This window comes from Flavobacterium sp. LC2016-13, from assembly GCF_009707955.1.
In the GTDB taxonomy this organism is placed as follows: domain Bacteria; phylum Bacteroidota; class Bacteroidia; order Flavobacteriales; family Flavobacteriaceae; genus Flavobacterium.
In genome coordinates this window covers 701213-718903 of sequence record NZ_WMDQ01000001.1, presented here as the reverse complement: position 1 = coordinate 718903, position 17691 = coordinate 701213, and the positions used below count along the sequence as shown (strand labels likewise).

Genomic DNA, 17691 nt, shown 5'->3' with positions numbered 1-17691 from the left:
AATTGTTTTATTTGAAATAATTGTTTTTTCTTTTTCTATTTGTTAAGTAAATTCACGGTAATTTCATAATAAAATTCGCTCTATTTTTCTTTAGACATATAGGAATAATAGAAATATAATCTAAAATATTTGTGATATTCAAATTATTACAGTTTATTTGTTCAGTTTTTTGAAAACAAATTTAACCACTATTGTAGGATACCGATGATCGATAACTTTAATAATCAGGAATTTAATGTTTAAGTTTTTGTTTAGAAGAAAAGCGAAAGTATATACCAAAATTGAAAATCATATTTTTGGGATAATTACTGAACTTTTAAAAGTAAGCAGCACTGACATCAACGTTGATGAATTGGGTGGCAAATATTATTTGAGTAATGAGGAGCAACATTTTAAAGTTACTATATTGAGTAACGATTATGTTATCAGACTTACTAATACTCGTGATTCTGTTGCTGAAAAGTACGATAAATTTTTTGTTGAAGATGTTTTGAAAGCAGTAAAAGAAGAAAAACATCGCAGAATGGAACTCGTATATGATTCTATAACAAATAGTATAGAAAAAATGGCAGAGCGATTACACAATACACTAATAGAATCGAATGAGCAGGAAAATGAAAAAGTTCGACGTCTTGAAACAAAACAAAACAATAAAAAAGTAAATAATTACTAATTCAGTTTTTTGTTTTATAAAATCATTTCCTCATACGAAAGAATAGTTTCATAACCTCTTGAAACAAAATAAGCTGTCGGATCATCTTTTGAAATTACCATTACAAAATCTCCGCCCCATGCACCAAGGCTTTTTATTACGCCATTAAAATCAGGAAAAGCAATTTCTTTAATCGTTTGAATTTCCAAAATATTGCTCAACTGAATTTCGTGTTTTTGAAGATCGAAAGCAAATTCTTTTAAAGTTTTAGCATTTAAAACTGCTTCAGTAATTTTATTGTTGTCAGAAATATTTTTGGCTAAATGTTCATTTTTGTTATTATAATAAGCATTTATAGCAGCTTTACTATTTTGTTTTTTATTAAGGTAAACAAAATAAATATTTTGTGTAAAATCCGGATTAAAATCAACAGTCTCAACTATCGGCAAGCCCTGTTCCAGACGATAAGTAATTGCAGTGTCATTTTGCGCACACGCAATATCGTAACCACTACCTCCAAAACTGTTTTTAAGCAGTATAAAGGCATCTATTTTAGTCCATTGCGCTATGTTATTTAATAATGTAGATGAAGTCCCTAAACCCCAGTTTTTTGGAAAAGTAAGATGTGTACTAATTTTATATCCTTCACCGTCTTTTATGAAAGTCGGATTTAAAAGATAAGCTTCGTGCAAAATGTTGATCAAAGTTGTTTTTACAGTTTCAATCTTATCTTGCACATTGTTTACAATTTCAGAAAAGAGAATAGTGTCATCAAACCAAACTTGATTATCATAATTATAGCTCTTCCATTGAATTTCCTGATTCGAGCCATTTTCTACAATTAGGTTTTGACCAAATTTTGTTGGTAAAGCAAAAGCTTTTGCACCATCTAAAACTAAATATTCACCTGTAATTAAGAGTTTTCCGTTACTGTAAAAGGTTGTTTTCATTCTTATTTAGCTCTTCAATTACTTTCTTAAATTTTCAATAAACTCAACTACGGCACTATGTGAAATAGCATTTTTCTTGAAATGAGCCTTAATTAAATGACGTTCACCTTCATTAGCTTCAAACTGATTTATGATATTATTTAAATGCATTTTCATGTGACCTTCCTGAATTCCGGTTGTGGTTAACGAACGCAAAGCAGCAAAATTTTGCGCTAGTCCTGCAACGGCAACAATTTGCATTAATTCAGCAGCAGATGGTTTTTCCAGAATCTCTAAACATAATTTTACCAAAGGATGTAAAGAAGTCAATCCGCCAACGGTTCCTAAAGCCAACGGGATTTCCAGCCAAAAAGTAAATATTCCGTTTTCGATTTTAGCGTGCGATAAACTTGAGTATTGACCATTTCGTGAAGCGTAAGCGTGTACACCTGCTTCAATTGCTCTAAAATCATTTCCTGTTGCCAGAATAACTCCGTCAACGCCATTCATTATACCTTTATTATGCGTTACGGCTCTAAAAGGTTCAACTTCGGCAATCTGAACAGCTTGCACAAAACGTTCGGCAAAATCCTGTGGATTTGAAATATGTTTTTCAGTTAAATCTTCAATTGGGCAGGAAACTTCTGCTCTTACAATACAATTCGGAACATAATTAGACAAAATACTCATAATTACTTTCAGCGTTTCATCTTCAGAAAATAAATCAGAATTTTGAAATTCTTCTTTTAAAGTCGTGGCAAATTGCTCCAGACAAGAATTGATGAAATTTGCTCCCATACTATCTTTAGTTTCAAAAGTAGCATGAAGCTGGAAATAATTTTCAAGTAAACTTCTTTTGTCTTTAAGTTTAATATCTAAAATTCCTCCGCCACGTTGCTGCATGTTTTTGGTGATGCTTTGCGTGTCGGAGAAAAATTTAGATTTTATATTTTCGAAGAAAGATTGCAGTTTTGCTGTATCTCCATTAAAAGTAAAATGTACCTGGCCAATTTTTTCTGTATCAATAACAGTAGCTTTAAATCCGCCGCGTGTTGCCCAGTATTTTGCAGATTTTGAAGCAGCTGCAACAACAGAACTTTCCTCAATGGCCATTGGGATCGTTTTATAACTTCCGTTGATTAAAAAATTAGGCGCAACTCCTAAAGGAATATATAAATTGGTAATTGTATTTTCTATGAAATCATCATGCAGTTGTTGAAGCTTCTCGTCTGAATTCCAGTAATTTCTTATTATATTAAGCGCTTCGTCAGGCGTTGAAAAATATTCGTTAGCGATCCAGTTTATTTTTTCCTTTTTGGATAATTTAGAAAATCCGGCAACAGCGTTGTTCATTTTCAGTATTTTAAATAGTAATGTTGCGGCAAATATACCAATTTAAGGGTTTTGTTGGTAAACTATTTAAAAAATGAAAAGTACGCAATCGTTATTTTTTTTAACATTTAACACTTAAAATGTGTATTATGTTTATTTTTTTCACTAAAATTGGGCTCTTTTTATATTTAAATTAATTCAAATGAATACAAGTAAACTTACTGTTATATTTTTGTTTTTAGTTGCAACCGTTTTTGGGCAACAAAAAATTACAGTCGAAAATATTTATAGTGGAGCATTTCGTGCTAAAGGAATGGATGAATTGCAATCGCTAAAAAACACAGATCAATATACGGTTCTGAATGTTGATCAGGCTAACAGAAGCATGCAAATAGATTTATATGACTTTGCAACACTGAAAAAAGTATCAAATTTAATAGATACAAAAAATCACGCAGCACTTGCAGACGGAATCGATAGTTATACTTTTGATGCTTCCGAAAAAAAGATTTTAATTGCTTGTAATTCAAACCAAATTTTCCGCCACTCTTTTACTGCAGATTATTTTTTGTATGATATTACATCTAAAACGTTAACGAAGCTTTTTGACTTTCAGGTTCAGGAGCCGACTTTTTCTCCTGACGGAACTAAAATTGCTTATGCAAAAGAAAACAATTTATATGTTTACGATGTAGCTTCAAAAAAATCAACAGCAGTTACTACTGACGGAAAGAAAAATGCCATAATAAATGGTATTACGGATTGGGTTTATGAAGAAGAGTTTGCTTTTGTCCGGGCTTTTGACTGGAGTAAAGACAGTAAAAAACTAGCTTATATTCGTTTTGACGAAAGTGCCGTTCCGGAATTTTCAATGTCAATTTTCAAGAAAGATTTATATCCAACAATTGAAACGTTCAAATATCCAAAAGCCGGAGAAAAAAATTCAGTAGTTTCATTACACGTTTATGATGTTGCAGGAAATGCTGCTAAAAAAGTTGATCTAGGAAACTATAATGATTTTTATATTGCAAGAATGCAGTGGACAAATGATAATAACACATTGTCTGCTCAGGTTCTAAACCGTCACCAGGATAACTTAGATTTATTATTTATCGACGGTACAACGGCTACAGCAAAAGTAGTTTTGAATGAAAAAGACAAAGCTTATGTTGATGTTACAGATAATTTGACATTCTTAAAAGATAACAGTTTTATCTGGACAAGCGAAAAAGACGGTTTTAATCATATTTATGTATATGATAAAACAGGAAAACTTAAAAATCAGGTTACAAAAGGAAACTGGGAAGTAGTATCTTACTACGGTTTCGACGAAAAAACAAAAACTATTTTCTACCAATCTACAGAAAATGGTTCAATCAATAGAGATATTTACCGCATTGCTTTAGACGGAAAAAATAAAGTTCGTTTAACTACAAAAGTTGGAACAAGCGCAGCAACTTTCAGTCCAAATTTCCAATATTTCATTACAACATTCTCTAGTAATTTAGTGCCTACAACGTATACTTTAAATGAGGCTAAAACTGGAAAAGAAATTCAGGTTATCGAAAACAATCAGGTTCTTGCTGATAAATTGAAAGCGTATAATCTTCCTGCAAAAGAATTTTTTGTTCTAAAAACTGCAAAAGGAAACGAATTGAATGCGTGGATTTTGAAACCAAAAGATTTTGATCCTTCAAAAAAATATCCTGTTTTCATGTACCAATATTCTGGTCCGGGATCTCAACAAGTAAATAACGATTGGAATAATGCAGACGATTATTGGTTTCTTTCGCTTACACAACAAGGTTATATTGTAGCTTGTGTTGATGGTAGAGGAACAGGTTATAAAGGTGGTGATTTCAAAAAAGTAACTCAAAAAGAATTAGGAAAATACGAAGTTGAAGATCAAATTGATGCAGCAAAAGTAATAGGAGCTTATCCTTATGTTGATGCTTCAAGAATTGGAATCTTCGGATGGAGTTATGGTGGTTTTATGGCGTCAAACTGTATTTTTCAAGGAAACGATGTATTCAAAATGGCAATTGCTGTTGCTCCGGTAACAAACTGGAGATTTTATGACAGTGTTTACACAGAAAGATACATGCAGACTCCACAAGAAAATGCAAGCGGATATGACCAAAACTCTCCAATAAATCACGTTGATAAATTGAAAGGTAAATTTTTATTGATTCACGGATCTGGTGATGACAACGTTCATGTGCAAAATTCAATGCAAATGATGGAAGCATTAATTCAGGCAAACAAACAGTTTGATTCTCAGATATATCCTGATAAAAACCACGGTATTTATGGTGGAAAAACGAGAATTCAGCTCTACAATAAAATGACTAATTTTATAAAAGAAAATTTATAATATAACTTTATCAACCTTAAATAAATAGTGAATAATATGGAAGAAACTCAAGTGAAAACGGCGCACCCAAAAGGACTGTGGGTTTTGTTTGGAACGGAGATGTGGGAGAGGTTCAATTTTTATGGAATGCGGGCTTTATTGACTTTATTTCTTGTAAACTCATTATTGATGAAGGAAGAAGAAGCTTCGTTAATTTACGGAGGTTTTCTTGGGCTTTGTTATTTAACACCGATGTTGGGTGGATTTATTGCCGATCGTTTTTTAGGTAATAGAAATTGTATTTTATTAGGCGGATTGCTAATGGCTATTGGGCAAATGTTGTTATTTACCAGTGGTAGTATTTTTGAGTCTAATCTGGCTTTGGCCAAAGCGATTATGTATTGCGGATTAGGAGTTATTGTTTTTGGTAACGGATTTTTTAAACCAAACATCTCAAGTATGGTTGGAAGTTTGTACCCAAAACAGGAAAAAACAAAATTGGATACTGCTTTTACTATCTTTTACATGGGAATTAATATTGGTGCATTCTTAGGCCAGTCTATTTGTCCTTTGTTGGGAGATGTTAAAGATTCAGGAGGAATTAGAGATATTCACGCTTTTAGATGGGGTTTTATGGCTGCTTCTGGTGCAATGCTTATCGGGACTGTTCTTTTCTATTTCTTAAAAAATAAATATGTGGTTTCTCCGGAAGGAAGACCATTAGGAGGTTTACCTTCTAAAAATGTTGCAGCAGATTTTGAAGAAGGAGAATCGCAAAAAGCTAATTTCTCTAATAAAGCATTAATTGTTGCCGGTATTGCATTCGTTGCATTAGGATTCTTTTTTCATTATGTAGTAGGCCAGAATTTAATTTATACTTTGATTTATTCTAGTGGTTTGGCCTTGGCCGGATTAATTATTTCTGATACTTCTTTGACAAAAATCGAAAGAGACAGAATTATTGTAATTTATATCGTTTCGTTCTTTATTATTTTCTTTTGGGCCGCTTTTGAACAAGCAGGTTCTTCATTAACGTTTATTGCAGATAACCAAACAGACAGACACTTCTTTGGGTACTTAATGCCACCATCGATGGTTCAAATTTTTAACGGACTTTTTGTGGTTGTAATGGCAGTGCCTTTTAGTATACTTTGGGATACTCTAAGAGCAAAAGATAAAGAACCAATTTCTCCGGTAAAATTAGCTGCCGGTTTAGTAATAATCTGTGTGAGTTTCTTTATGATCGCCACTCAGGTTTCTTATATCGGAACATCTGGATTGTTATTGGTAAAATGGCTTATTTTATTATATTTCTTAAATACTTGTGCTGAGTTATGTTTGTCTCCAATTGGTTTATCATTGGTTGGTAAATTATCACCAAAACGTTTTGCATCATTATTATACGGAGTATTTTTCTTGTCGAATGCATCTGGTTATGCTTTAGGAGGAACTTTAGGTTCTATCTTGCCTGCTACTGGTGATAAATTCGTAAAAGCAAAAGAATTAGGAATTGATCTTCAGGCGGTTTTAGATAACAAAATAACACCAACAGCAGAGCAACTATCTCTTTTAGAGAAACATCAGATCAGTGCACACAATCACTTTTTTGCCGGATTCGAAATTCATAATTTATATGAGTTTTTTATGGTCTTTGTTGTTCTTACAGGTATCGCGGCAATAGTATTATTTGCTTTGACTCCGTTCTTGAAAAAAATGATGCACGGTGTTAGATAATATGGAAAACAATATAGCTTTAGAGGAAATTCAAAATTTTAAGGGTAAATATCCAAAACAATTGTGGTATTTATTTTTAGTTGAAATGTGGGAGCGTTTTTGCTTCTACGGAATGAGAGGTGTTTTAGCTTTTTTTATGGTAGACCAATTAGGTTTGCTTGAAGGAAAAGCGAATCTTCAATACGGAGCCATTCAGGCTTTCGTTTATGCTTTTACTTTTATTGGAGGAATTTTTGCCGATAAAATTTTAGGATTTAAAAAGTCACTTCTTTTTGGAGGAATCGTAATGATTTTGGGTAATTTACTTATTGCTGCAAATCCGCATGATTTCTTTTATTACGGAATAACACTTTCTATTATCGGAACCGGTTTTTTTAAGCCTAACGTTTCTTCAATGGTTGGTGAATTATATCATGAAAAAGACGGGCGACGTGATGCTGGTTACGGATTATTTTATGCCGGAATTAATATAGGGGGAATGCTGGGAGGCGCTATTCCTATTTATTTAGGAAAAAATTATTCCTGGAGCTTATGTTTTCTTTCTGCAGCGATCGTTATGATTATTGGAGTTGTTACTTTTCTTTTAACGAAAAAACATTTAGCACCAATAGGAAATTCTCCTTTAGAAAATCATACACCAAAAAAACGTAACGTTTATGAAATAGCGGTGTATGTAGGATCCTTTTTAGTGATTCCATTGGTTTATATCATGGTTATCAATTCTGATTTTACAGAGTATTTTATGTATGCAATTGGTATTGCGGCATTAGGATATTTCTTGTTTGAATTATTGAGAATAAAAGATAGAAGCCAGCAATACAAACTTTTGGCAGCTTTCGTTTTTATTTTTGGATATTTCATGTTTATGGCAATCTCTGAGCAATCAGGAGGTTCGTTATCATTATTTGCAAAAGATAACTTAACAAATAAATTGTTGTTTTTTCATATAGATCCAAACGTGGTTAATAATAGTATAAACTCATTATATGTTATTATTTTTAGTCCTTTAGTTGGGATATTATGGATTTATCTTTTTAAAAGAAAAATTGAGCCTAATACCGTTATTAAATTCGGATTCTCCTTTATATTATTAGCAGCCGGTTTCTTTATTTTTTATAGTGCCAGATTTTTTGTTGATGAAAAAGGACTAAGTTCTCTAAATGTATTTGCTTTGGGTTATTTACTGTATACACTTGGTGAATTATGTATTGGACCAATTGGAATGTCTGTAATTACTAAATTAGCTCCAAAAAGATTATTTGGTATGATGATGGGGCTTTGGTTTTTATCAAGCGCTTTTGGACAATTTGCAGCTGGAAAACTTGGTTCAGAAATGTCGAATGCGAATACAGGTACAACACTAATGTCTAAACTTATTGCTTACACTGGCGGATATTATCAATTAGCACTATATTCTTTAATTGCAGGTGTTGTTTTGATTATAGCAACGCCTTTGATAAAAAAATTAATGCAAGAAGTAAAGTAGACGCATTTTGCAATTTAAATTTTGTTTAGCTTTGTAAAAAATTAAAACGACCATGAAAAAAATATTTTTAATAGCCTTGTTTATAGTTGGCGCCTTTGCTTCTCAAGCACAGGAATTAAAATGGTATACTGATGTAAAAGAAGCTATTACTGTAAGTAATAAAGAAAATAAACCAATGCTGATGTTTTTTACAGGAAGCGATTGGTGCGGATGGTGTATTCGTTTGCAAAATGAAGTTCTAAAAACGACTGAATTTCAAAAATGGGCAACTGATAATGTTATTTTAGTAGAATTAGATTATCCTAGAAGAACCCCGCAAACTCCGGAAATAAAAAGCCAAAACAATGAATTGCAACAGGCTTTTGGAATTCAGGGTTTTCCAACTGTATTTTTTACGAGTGCAGAATCTAAAGATGGAAAAATCAACTTTAAAGGGCTTGGGCAAACAGGATATGTTGCCGGTGGGCCATCTGCTTGGTTAGCAGTAGCTGAAGGAATTGTACATCCTAAAAAGTCTTAAATAAAAAGACATTTTTCATTAAATATATCTAAAACTCCTTACAGCAATGTAAGGAGTTTTTTTGTTTAGTAAGAAAAATTTTTCAATTATGTTTTTGGTAATTATTATTTTGATATTTTATTGGTATTAAAAAAACATATAATTTATTTTTTATATTAATAAAACTTGTAAAACTAAAATATTATGTTAATTTAGTCGTGCTAATCTAACCCAACCAAATTAATATGACTAAAAAACTACTTATCCTACTTGTTTTTTTTGGTTCATACCTGTTGCATGCTCAAAATCTAGTTTGGAGAACAAATATGACTGATGCTATCGCAATAAGTAACGAACAAAGAAAACCGATGTTGATTTTATTCACCTCTGCAGGTGTACCGGAAAATCTTCAAAATGAAATTTTTAAAACACCAGATTTTGCTGTTTGGTCGCGTGACAATGTAATTCTCGTTAAACTTGATTTGTCTGACATTAATGCCTCTGACAGTGATAAAGATCAAAATGTAAGGCTTAAAGATGCTTTTGGCGTTGTTGAGCTGCCTGAAGTTTGTTTTGCCAATGCATCTGTTAAAAAAAACAAGACAACTTTTAGCGCTTTGGGCAAACTTGCCTACAAGCCTGGAGGTGCAAAATCCTGGATTAATGAATCAAATGCGATTCTACATCCGGTAGATAGCGAATAACTAAAAATTTAAATTAAGTTTCTTAGTTTAATTTGTAGAATCCCTTTTCAGTAACTGTATGAAAAGGGATATTTTTTTGAAATTATTAAATGTTAAGTATCAATCGTTTTGCTATTTAAACGTAGTATTAATTTTCATTATCACATTTTTTTTTATTTTAAATATCAAATCTGCTTTTATTGGGTTTTGTTTATTTTTTTAACTCGATCACGCTTGTTTTTTAGTGTTATTATGTTAAATTGGTTCAAAATATTTAACCAAATCTTATTATTATGACCAAAAAACTACTTATCCTACTATTTTTTTTAGGTTCATTACTGGTAGAATCCCAAAACCTAACGTGGAATACAGACGTGAGTACTGCAATAGCACTTAGTAATGAACAGAGAAAACCGTTATTGATCTTTTTTACAACTAAAGAGACATCAGATAAAATTCAGAATGAAATATTTAAAACTTCTGATTTTCAATCGTGGTCGGCTAAAAATGTTGTATTAGTAAAACTGGACTTGTCTGATACTTCAGTTTCTGATAGCGTTAGAGACCAAAATCTCTCTTTAAAAGATGCCTTTGGAATCGATCAATTGCCTCAGGTTTGTTTCGCCACAGCCTCTATTAGAAAAGGAAAAACCAATTTTGGTTTATTGGGAAAACTGGGCTATAAGTCCGGAAATGTACAAGCATGGATATATGAATCTGATTTAATTTTAAATCCCGAATAATTTCAATTCCTCAATTTATTTTATAATATCCCTTTTCACGAGTCGAATGAAAAGGGATATTTTTTTGCAAACAACTTGCTTCCCAATACTTTTGAAAAGAATATGAATTTGTTGCATCTGCGACAACAACTTTTGGTCGTACTTCTTCTAATAAACGGTTTAAGTTTATTTTTGGAGACTGAGTAAGTATAATAATATCCGGTTTAATTTTGTTTTCATAAACACCGCCACTGTCTATCAGGAGAATTTTTTTATTATTAAAAAACAACGTGTTTTTAATTGGATTAATTTCTTTTAAATTTCCAAAATTCCCCACTAAATAAGCATCAAGAATACTGTTTTTTGGTTCATTTTTTAAGAGACTGTCATTTGTAAAAAGTGAAATGTTTTTTCCGTATCTCGTAGTAATAATTGTTTTTTTTCTGGCGTTAAAAACAATTAATTCTTGCTGGTTTTCAATTTCCTTTTTAGTATAAATAAACGAAAGTTGTACAAGAATTATAGTTAATAAGAATACCACCAATTTGGTATAATTAGGTTTTTTAAGCCAAATTATAGACGTGATAGTCAATAGATAAAAAGTTATTAAATAATAAAAATTGAAACTGATATCCCGAATTACAAATGACTCGAATGAAGCCACATAATGTATGATGAGATTTAAAAGATAAATACTCTTTTCAAAAATTATAACTATAAATACGGGACAACTATGAAATACAGAAATAACCATAACAATAATTCCGGCTATCATTATAAAAGATAAAACAGGCAAAATTAGAATATTGGTTACAAAGAAAAGCCCTGGAAAAACTGATGGAAATAATACAAACAAATAGGGAAAGTACCTATTTGTGCTGCAAACGAAACGGTCAGGGCTTCCCATAGATAATTTACAATCTTATTTTTTGGATGACTTATATTTTTTAATAAGGGTTGAAGCCAAACGATAGAAAACAGCGCTATATAACTCAACTGAAATCCGACATCGAATAAAAAATAAGGTTCAAAAAGTAATATCAATAAAACAGAAACTAATAAAGTGTGATACGTATTTGTGCTTCTGCGCAAATGATTTCCTATAGCGATAAATGAAAACATAACAACCGAACGTAAAACCGGAGGAGAAAGTCCTGATACGATTGCAAATAATCCCAAAGAAATTAAAATTGCCATTAATTTTATAAACGAACCTTTTCGCGTATTCGGAATTGGTTTCAAAATAAAAAGGATAAATAGCATAATGAAACCAACATGTAATCCTGAAACAGATAGAACATGCGTTGCTCCGGAATATTGGTAATCCTGAATAATATCTGCCGAAATATCTTGTTGCTGTCCTAAAATTAATGCCATTGCAACATTCATTTCGGCTTTATTAAAATTAGCTTTTTCAAGATTCTTAACTATTCTGGTATTTAAGCGTGAAGCATAAAACCAGATGTCTTTTTTGATTTTTTTATTGACTGTAATCTCAGATTGTGAAATGTAAATTTGTGCATATATTTGTTTGTTAGACAAATATTTACCGTAATCAAACTGATACGGGTTTTTGGCAGAACTATTGGCTTGCAAAACTGTTTTTGCCCGAATTACATTTCCTGTTATAAGTAGGTTTGCCGATTTCTCTTTCTGTACGTTTACAATGATTTTTCCGCTATAACTCTTATTATCAATGCTATTTATAACGGCAATAAACCGATCACTATAATCATTGCCTTTTATTTTTTCGCGCAGTGTACAAGTAATGGTATGTGGTTTCTCAAATGTTTTTTTAAAATATAAATAATTAGCTTTTTGAAGAGAATCGGTATTCACTAACAAGCTAATTATTCCGATGCAAAAAGAAGTGCAATAAGTACTTATTCCGAAAAATAGATTCAAATTTTTATTTTTCTTAGAAGAGAAATATAAGATCAGAAGAAGTATTAAATTGAAAATCAATACAATTGCAGTAATCGGTATTGTTGGTTTATAATAATAGCAAACTAAAACACCTAAAATAAAGCCAATCGTAATTTTAATCAAAGGGAAATCTAATACTTTCATGATCTAAAAGTATTAAAAATTTGTAAGAAAAATAATATTTAATTATTAATTATCGATAACTCTGTTGATCTGTGCGAAAGAATTTTGATAATAAGATTCTTTAGTAGATGAAATGATAACACCTTTTGAAGTTGATGAATGAACAAATTTTATTTCATTTGAATTTACTTCTGTAATCAAACCAACGTGATTAATCTGCTTGCTTTTGTTGGTTTTAAAGAAAATTAAATCACCTTTTTCAGCATCTTCAAATCTAATTATTTTTCCGATTTTAGATTGCTCGTATGAACTTCGCGGCAATTTTATATTTTCAGATTCAAAAGTAGTGAAAACCAAACCAGAGCAATCAAAACCACTTTTTGTTGTTCCTCCGGCTTTGTAGCGCACGCCAATATTATCTGTTGCTTTTTCAATTAAGTTCTTAACAACATATTTATTTTCTCGTTTAGATTCACTTTTGTTTACTGCAACTGAGCTTGATTTACAAGAAGTAAAAATCACAACAACAAGCAATAAAAGGAGTATTTTTTTCAAAACAAAAAATTATGATTTTAAGTCAGCAACAATAAGTTTTGCTGTTTTTTTACTAGCACCAACTCCGCCTAATTTCTGTTCTAAAATGTCATAATTTTTCAACAGCTTTTCACGGTAATCAGATTCCAGTAATTTTTGTAATTCTTCTTTAATACGTTTCGTGTTACAGTCATCCTGAATTAATTCAGTTACAACTTCCTGATCCATAATTAAATTGACAAGAGAAATGTATTTTAAAGTAATAATACGTTTTGCAATTTGATATGAAGCCCAACTTCCTTTATAACAAACAACTTCGGGAACTTTAAAAAGAGCTGTTTCTAAAGTTGCCGTTCCGGATGTAACCAAGGCAGCTTTTGACGAACGAAGTAAATCGTAAGTTTTGTTCGAAACAAATTTGATGTTTTTATTACTTATAAATTGTTGGTAAAACTCAAAATCCTGACTTGGAGCACCAGCAATTACAAATTCGTAATCCTGAAAATCATCTACAACACTAAGCATTACAATAAGCATTTTGGTGATTTCCTGCTTGCGGCTTCCCGGTAAAACAGCAATAATTGGTTTTTCGCCCAACTGATTTTCTTTTCTAAAAGTACTTTCATCAAATGAAGGCTGATTTTGAATGGCATCGATTAAAGGATGTCCAACAAAATCTACCGGAAAATGATGTTTGTCTTCGTAAAAACTTTTTTCAAAAGGCAAAATCACAAACATTCTGTCAATATCCTGTTTAATGGCTTTTATTCTGTTTTCTTTCCACGCCCAAATTTGAGGCGAAATATAATAATGGGTTTTATAATTTAAAGCTTTGGCCCATTTTGCAATACGCATATTAAAACCAGGATAATCGATAAAAATCAAAACATCCGGTTTGAATTCGCTAATATCTTTTTTGCAAAAAGTGATATTGCTTAAAATGGTTTTTAGATTAAAAATAACTTCAACAAAACCCATAAAAGCCAATTCGCGATAGTGTTTTACTAAAGTCCCTCCGGTTTTTTGCATTAAGTCGCCGCCCCAAAATCTAATTTCGGCTTGAGGATCTTCTTGATACAATGCCTTCATTAAATTTGAACCATGTAAATCGCCAGAAGCTTCGCCAGCTATAATGTAATATTTCATATAGATTTTTTTGAAAGTGCGTTTTAATTTTTAAACACAACATTTTTTTTGCAATGCAAAGATAAGATTTAAATAAACAAAGTCGAAATCGCCAAAATGATCACAGCCAAAATAACGCCTCTCGCCATAAGTTCTTTATCTATTTTTAAAAGAATTGTAAAAACAACCAAATCTAAAACAGTACCTAAAGTAATCACTTTTCCTAAATAACCATATTGTCTAATCGTTTGAAGTCCTGTTGAAACGTCAAAAGGTGTAAAAAGAGTAATGAATAAATAACTTCCTAACATCGAAGTAAAAATCCCGATGATAAAACCAATGATTAAATCTTTTTTATTCATTTAATTTCCAAGTATTAAGTTGTTGCATAGTATGATGAGCAGTTAAATCAAATTGTACGGGAACTACAGAAATATAACCATTTTCTAAAGCCCATTCGTCAGTATCTTCGCCCTGATCTTCGTTTACAAATTTTCCGGTAAGCCAGTAATAATCTTTGCCAAAAGGAGTTTGTCGTTTGTCAAATTTCTGGGCATAATATGCTTTTGCCTGACGACAAATTTTTATTCCTTTAATTTCATTTTCTTTTAACTTCGGAAAATTGACATTTAAAACGACACCTTTAGGTAATTTATTTTCAAGTGTTTCCAATGTAATTTTTTTAATGAAAGATTTTACAGGTTCAAAATCCGCATTCCAGTCAAAATCCAATAACGAAAAACCAATGGCAGGAATTCCTTCAATTCCAGCTTCTACAGCAGCACTCATTGTACCTGAATAAATTACATTTATAGAAGAATTGGATCCGTGATTAATACCGGAAACACACAAATCCGGTTTTCTTTTTAAAATTTCATTTACTGCCAGTTTTACACAATCAACAGGAGTTCCGGAGCAGCTGTATTCTGCAATAATATCCTCTTCTTTCGAAATTTTATCAAGATATAAAGTATTATTGATGGTAATAGCGTGTCCCATGGCGCTTTGAGGTTTGTCTGGCGCTACAACAATCACATCGCCAATAGTTTCCATAACACTTATCAAAGCCCTGATTCCGGGTGCCAGAATACCATCGTCATTGGTGACTAATATAAGAGGTTTTTCTTTTTCCATAATTTAAAAATAGTAACATTTCAGGACTGTTTTTGCAGCCTTAAAAAGACAAATGTACTGACAGATTTTGGTAGAATAGTAACAAATAAAATAAAATTTGTCAACTTAACTTAAGTTGTCTTTGGTACTTCAAACATTTTTATATCTTTAACAAAAAATTATAGTGAACTTGGCTTTAGTGGCATAGTTTTTACCGTAACTTAGATTAAAAAATTGATGAATGCTATTATTAAATTTATGAAAAGAAATTATAAAATACTTATAGCCGTATTATGCTTGTCTTTGACGTTGTTTGCTTTTAAAATAAACGCTGATAAATCAGAGGATCCGGACCCAAATAGAGATAAAACACTTTTAGAATTACTTGCATTTGTTATTGAAAAAGGACACTATAGTCCTGCTGAAATAAATGATGAGTTTTCGAAAGGAATTTTTAAAGATTATATCGATGCACTTGATCCTTCAAAAAGGTTCTTTTTACAATCAGATATTGATGAATTTAAGCAATATGAATTGCAGTTAGATGATCAGTTTTTGAATAAAGATCTTACCTTTTTCAATCTTACTTATACAAGATTGATGAAACGTATGGAAGAAAGTAAAAAACGCTATAAAACTATTTTAGCACAACCTTTCAATTATACTGTTGATGAGACTTTTAATGCAGATTATGAGGCGATTCCTTATGCGAAAAATCTAACCGAAATTAATGAAAGATGGAGAAAACAAATTAAATTATCTACTCTTTCATCTTTGGTAACAAAACAAAAATTAGAAGAAGATAAAAAGAAAACAGATCCTGCTTATAAAGTAAAATCGTTTGAAACTTTAGAAAAAGAAACACGCGAAAGTTCATTAAAATCTTTAGATGATAATTTCAGTCTTATTAAAGATTTAAATAAAGAAGATTGGTTTTCTGTATATGTAAACTCTATCATGACACGTTTTGATCCTCATACAAGCTATTTTGCTCCAGAGGAAAAAGATCGTTTTGATGTAAATATCAGTGGTAAACTAGAAGGTATTGGAGCGAGATTGACCAAGAAAAATGATTTTACTCAAATTGATGAATTAATTTCTGGCGGACCAGCTTGGAAAGGAAAACAATTAGAAGCCGGAGACTTAATTTTGAAAGTAGCACAAGGAAACGAAGAGCCTGTAGATGTTGTAGGTATGCGTTTGGATGATGTTGTGAAAAAAATTAAAGGTCATAAAGGAACTGAAGTAAAACTTACCGTTAAAAAAGTTGACGGAAGTATTAAAGTTATTTCAATAATAAGAGACGTTGTTGAAATTGAAGAAACGTATGCTAAATCTAGTATTGTAGAAAAGAATGGTTTAAAATACGGAGTAATTTATTTGCCTAAATTTTATATCGATTTTGAAAATAAAGACGGTCGTGATGCCGGAAAAGATATCGCTCTTGAAGTAGAGAGATTGAAAAAAGAAGATATTAACGGAATCGTACTTGATGTTCGTGATGATGGTGGTGGATCTTTATCTACAGTTGTTGATATTGCCGGTTTATTTATCGAAGAAGGACCAATTGTTCAGGTAAAATCTGCAGGAAAAAAGAAAGAAGTTTTATACGATAAAGATAAAAAAATAGAGTGGGACGGACCATTAGTGATTATGGTAAACAGTTTCTCAGCTTCGGCTTCAGAGATTTTGGCTGCTGCAATCCAGGATTACAAACGTGGTATTATCATTGGTAGTAAACAAACTTATGGAAAAGGAACTGTTCAAAATGTTCTTGATTTAAATCAATTTGTTCGTAATACGAATTATGGTGATTTAGGAGCTTTGAAAATTACAGGTCAAAAGTTTTACAGAATCAATGGAGGTTCAACTCAATTAGAAGGAGTTCATAGTGATGTTGTTATGCCGGATCGTTATGCTTATTTAAAAATGGGAGAACGTGATATTGATAATGCAATGCCTTGGGATAAAATCGATCAGGCAGATTATAATACTTGGTCAGGAAATCAAAAATTCAATCAGGCAATTGCAAATAGTACAACAAGAATTGCCCAAAGTGCTCAATTTAAATTAATTGAAGACAACGCAAAATGGATTGATGTTAAGAATAAAGAGAATACTTATAGCTTAAATATCAATAGTTTTAAAGCTACTCAGGAGCAGGTTGAAAATGAAGGTAAAAAATACAAACCAATTTCAGATTATAAAAATAATTTGGTTTTTAAATCTTTGCCTTACGAAGAACTTGAAATTAAAAATGATGCTACTTTAAAAGAAAAAAGAGAAGCTTGGCACCAGGCATTATCTAAAGATGTATATGTTGAAGAAGCATTGAATGTTTTAGATGATTTGCAATCTGGAAGCAGCGCTGTTAAAGGTGCTCCAACAAAAATGAAAAAAGATAAATTAGTAAAATCTTAATTTCTCAGAAAATTAATTTGTTATTTGAACGCTCCGAAAGTTTATATTTACGGAGCGTT

At 31.4% G+C, this 17691-nt stretch carries 16 protein-coding genes; 8 read left to right on the top strand and 8 right to left on the bottom strand.

All coding sequences use genetic code 11. The features are described from left to right. The first annotated feature begins 235 nt into the window (after positions 1-235). A complete protein-coding gene (locus GKZ86_RS03125) occupies positions 236-673 on the top strand; it encodes a hypothetical protein (protein ID WP_154781645.1) in 438 nt (145 codons plus the stop codon). Positions 674-687: 14 nt separating this feature from the next. Here GKZ86_RS03125 and GKZ86_RS03120 read toward each other — a convergent pair whose 3' ends face one another. Beyond that, the gene (locus GKZ86_RS03120) at positions 688-1602 is read right to left on the bottom strand and encodes a GYDIA family GHMP kinase (protein ID WP_154781644.1); all 915 of its coding nucleotides are present in this window, start codon (positions 1600-1602) and stop codon (positions 688-690) included. Positions 1603-1620: 18 nt separating this feature from the next. After that, a complete protein-coding gene (locus GKZ86_RS03115; protein WP_154781643.1) occupies positions 1621-2934 on the bottom strand; it encodes a hydroxymethylglutaryl-CoA reductase, degradative in 1314 nt (437 codons plus the stop codon). A 181-nt stretch (positions 2935-3115) separates the two neighbouring features. On the opposite strand from GKZ86_RS03115, the gene GKZ86_RS03110 reads away from it, so the two are divergent. The 6 genes from GKZ86_RS03110 (at position 3116) to GKZ86_RS03085 (ending at position 10411) form a co-directional block, all read left to right on the top strand. Further along, positions 3116-5287, top strand: a complete 2172-nt coding sequence (locus GKZ86_RS03110) for a S9 family peptidase (protein WP_154781642.1) — start codon at positions 3116-3118, stop codon at positions 5285-5287. Positions 5288-5323: 36 nt separating this feature from the next. Next, a complete protein-coding gene (locus tag GKZ86_RS03105; RefSeq protein ID WP_154781641.1) occupies positions 5324-7000 on the top strand; it encodes a peptide MFS transporter in 1677 nt (558 codons plus the stop codon). Between the two features lies 1 nt (position 7001). After that, a complete protein-coding gene (locus tag GKZ86_RS03100) occupies positions 7002-8486 on the top strand; it encodes a peptide MFS transporter (RefSeq protein WP_154781640.1) in 1485 nt (494 codons plus the stop codon). A gap of 52 nt (positions 8487-8538) precedes the next feature. Beyond that, on the top strand, positions 8539-9006 hold the full coding sequence (locus GKZ86_RS03095; protein WP_154781639.1) for a thioredoxin family protein: 468 nt from the start codon (positions 8539-8541) through the stop codon (positions 9004-9006). Positions 9007-9230: 224 nt separating this feature from the next. Then, positions 9231-9689 carry a thioredoxin family protein gene (locus GKZ86_RS03090; protein WP_154781638.1) on the top strand — a complete coding sequence of 153 codons (459 nt, stop codon included), beginning with the start codon at positions 9231-9233 and terminating at the stop codon, positions 9687-9689. A 272-nt stretch (positions 9690-9961) separates the two neighbouring features. After that, positions 9962-10411, top strand: coding sequence for a thioredoxin family protein (locus tag GKZ86_RS03085; RefSeq protein ID WP_154781637.1), 450 nt, complete (start codon positions 9962-9964; stop codon positions 10409-10411). A gap of 10 nt (positions 10412-10421) precedes the next feature. On the opposite strand, the gene GKZ86_RS25415 is transcribed toward GKZ86_RS03085, so the two are convergent. The 6 genes from GKZ86_RS25415 to surE form a co-directional block, all read right to left on the bottom strand. Next, entirely contained in the window at positions 10422-10931 is a 510-nt protein-coding gene (locus GKZ86_RS25415) for a hypothetical protein (protein ID WP_228526514.1), read from the bottom strand. A gap of 269 nt (positions 10932-11200) precedes the next feature. Beyond that, positions 11201-12460 carry a ComEC/Rec2 family competence protein gene (locus GKZ86_RS25410; protein WP_228526513.1) on the bottom strand — a complete coding sequence of 420 codons (1260 nt, stop codon included), beginning with the start codon at positions 12458-12460 and terminating at the stop codon, positions 11201-11203. Positions 12461-12505: 45 nt separating this feature from the next. Next, a complete protein-coding gene (locus tag GKZ86_RS03075) occupies positions 12506-12994 on the bottom strand; it encodes a C40 family peptidase (RefSeq protein ID WP_154781636.1) in 489 nt (162 codons plus the stop codon). A gap of 9 nt (positions 12995-13003) precedes the next feature. Next, positions 13004-14119 (bottom strand): lipid-A-disaccharide synthase, encoded by a 1116-nt coding sequence (lpxB, locus tag GKZ86_RS03070; protein ID WP_154781635.1) that lies wholly within the window; start codon positions 14117-14119, stop codon positions 13004-13006. Positions 14120-14187: 68 nt separating this feature from the next. Further along, on the bottom strand, positions 14188-14460 hold the full coding sequence (locus GKZ86_RS03065; protein WP_154781634.1) for a hypothetical protein: 273 nt from the start codon (positions 14458-14460) through the stop codon (positions 14188-14190). Beyond that, a complete protein-coding gene (gene surE, locus GKZ86_RS03060; protein WP_154781633.1) occupies positions 14453-15232 on the bottom strand; it encodes a 5'/3'-nucleotidase SurE in 780 nt (259 codons plus the stop codon). Before surE ends, GKZ86_RS03065 begins: the two co-directional genes overlap by 8 nt. Positions 15233-15448: 216 nt before the next feature. Between surE and GKZ86_RS03055 the strand changes: the two genes are divergently transcribed. Next, complete coding sequence (locus GKZ86_RS03055) at positions 15449-17632, top strand: carboxy terminal-processing peptidase (protein ID WP_154781632.1); 2184 nt, start codon at positions 15449-15451, stop codon at positions 17630-17632. Positions 17633-17691 lie beyond the last annotated feature (59 nt).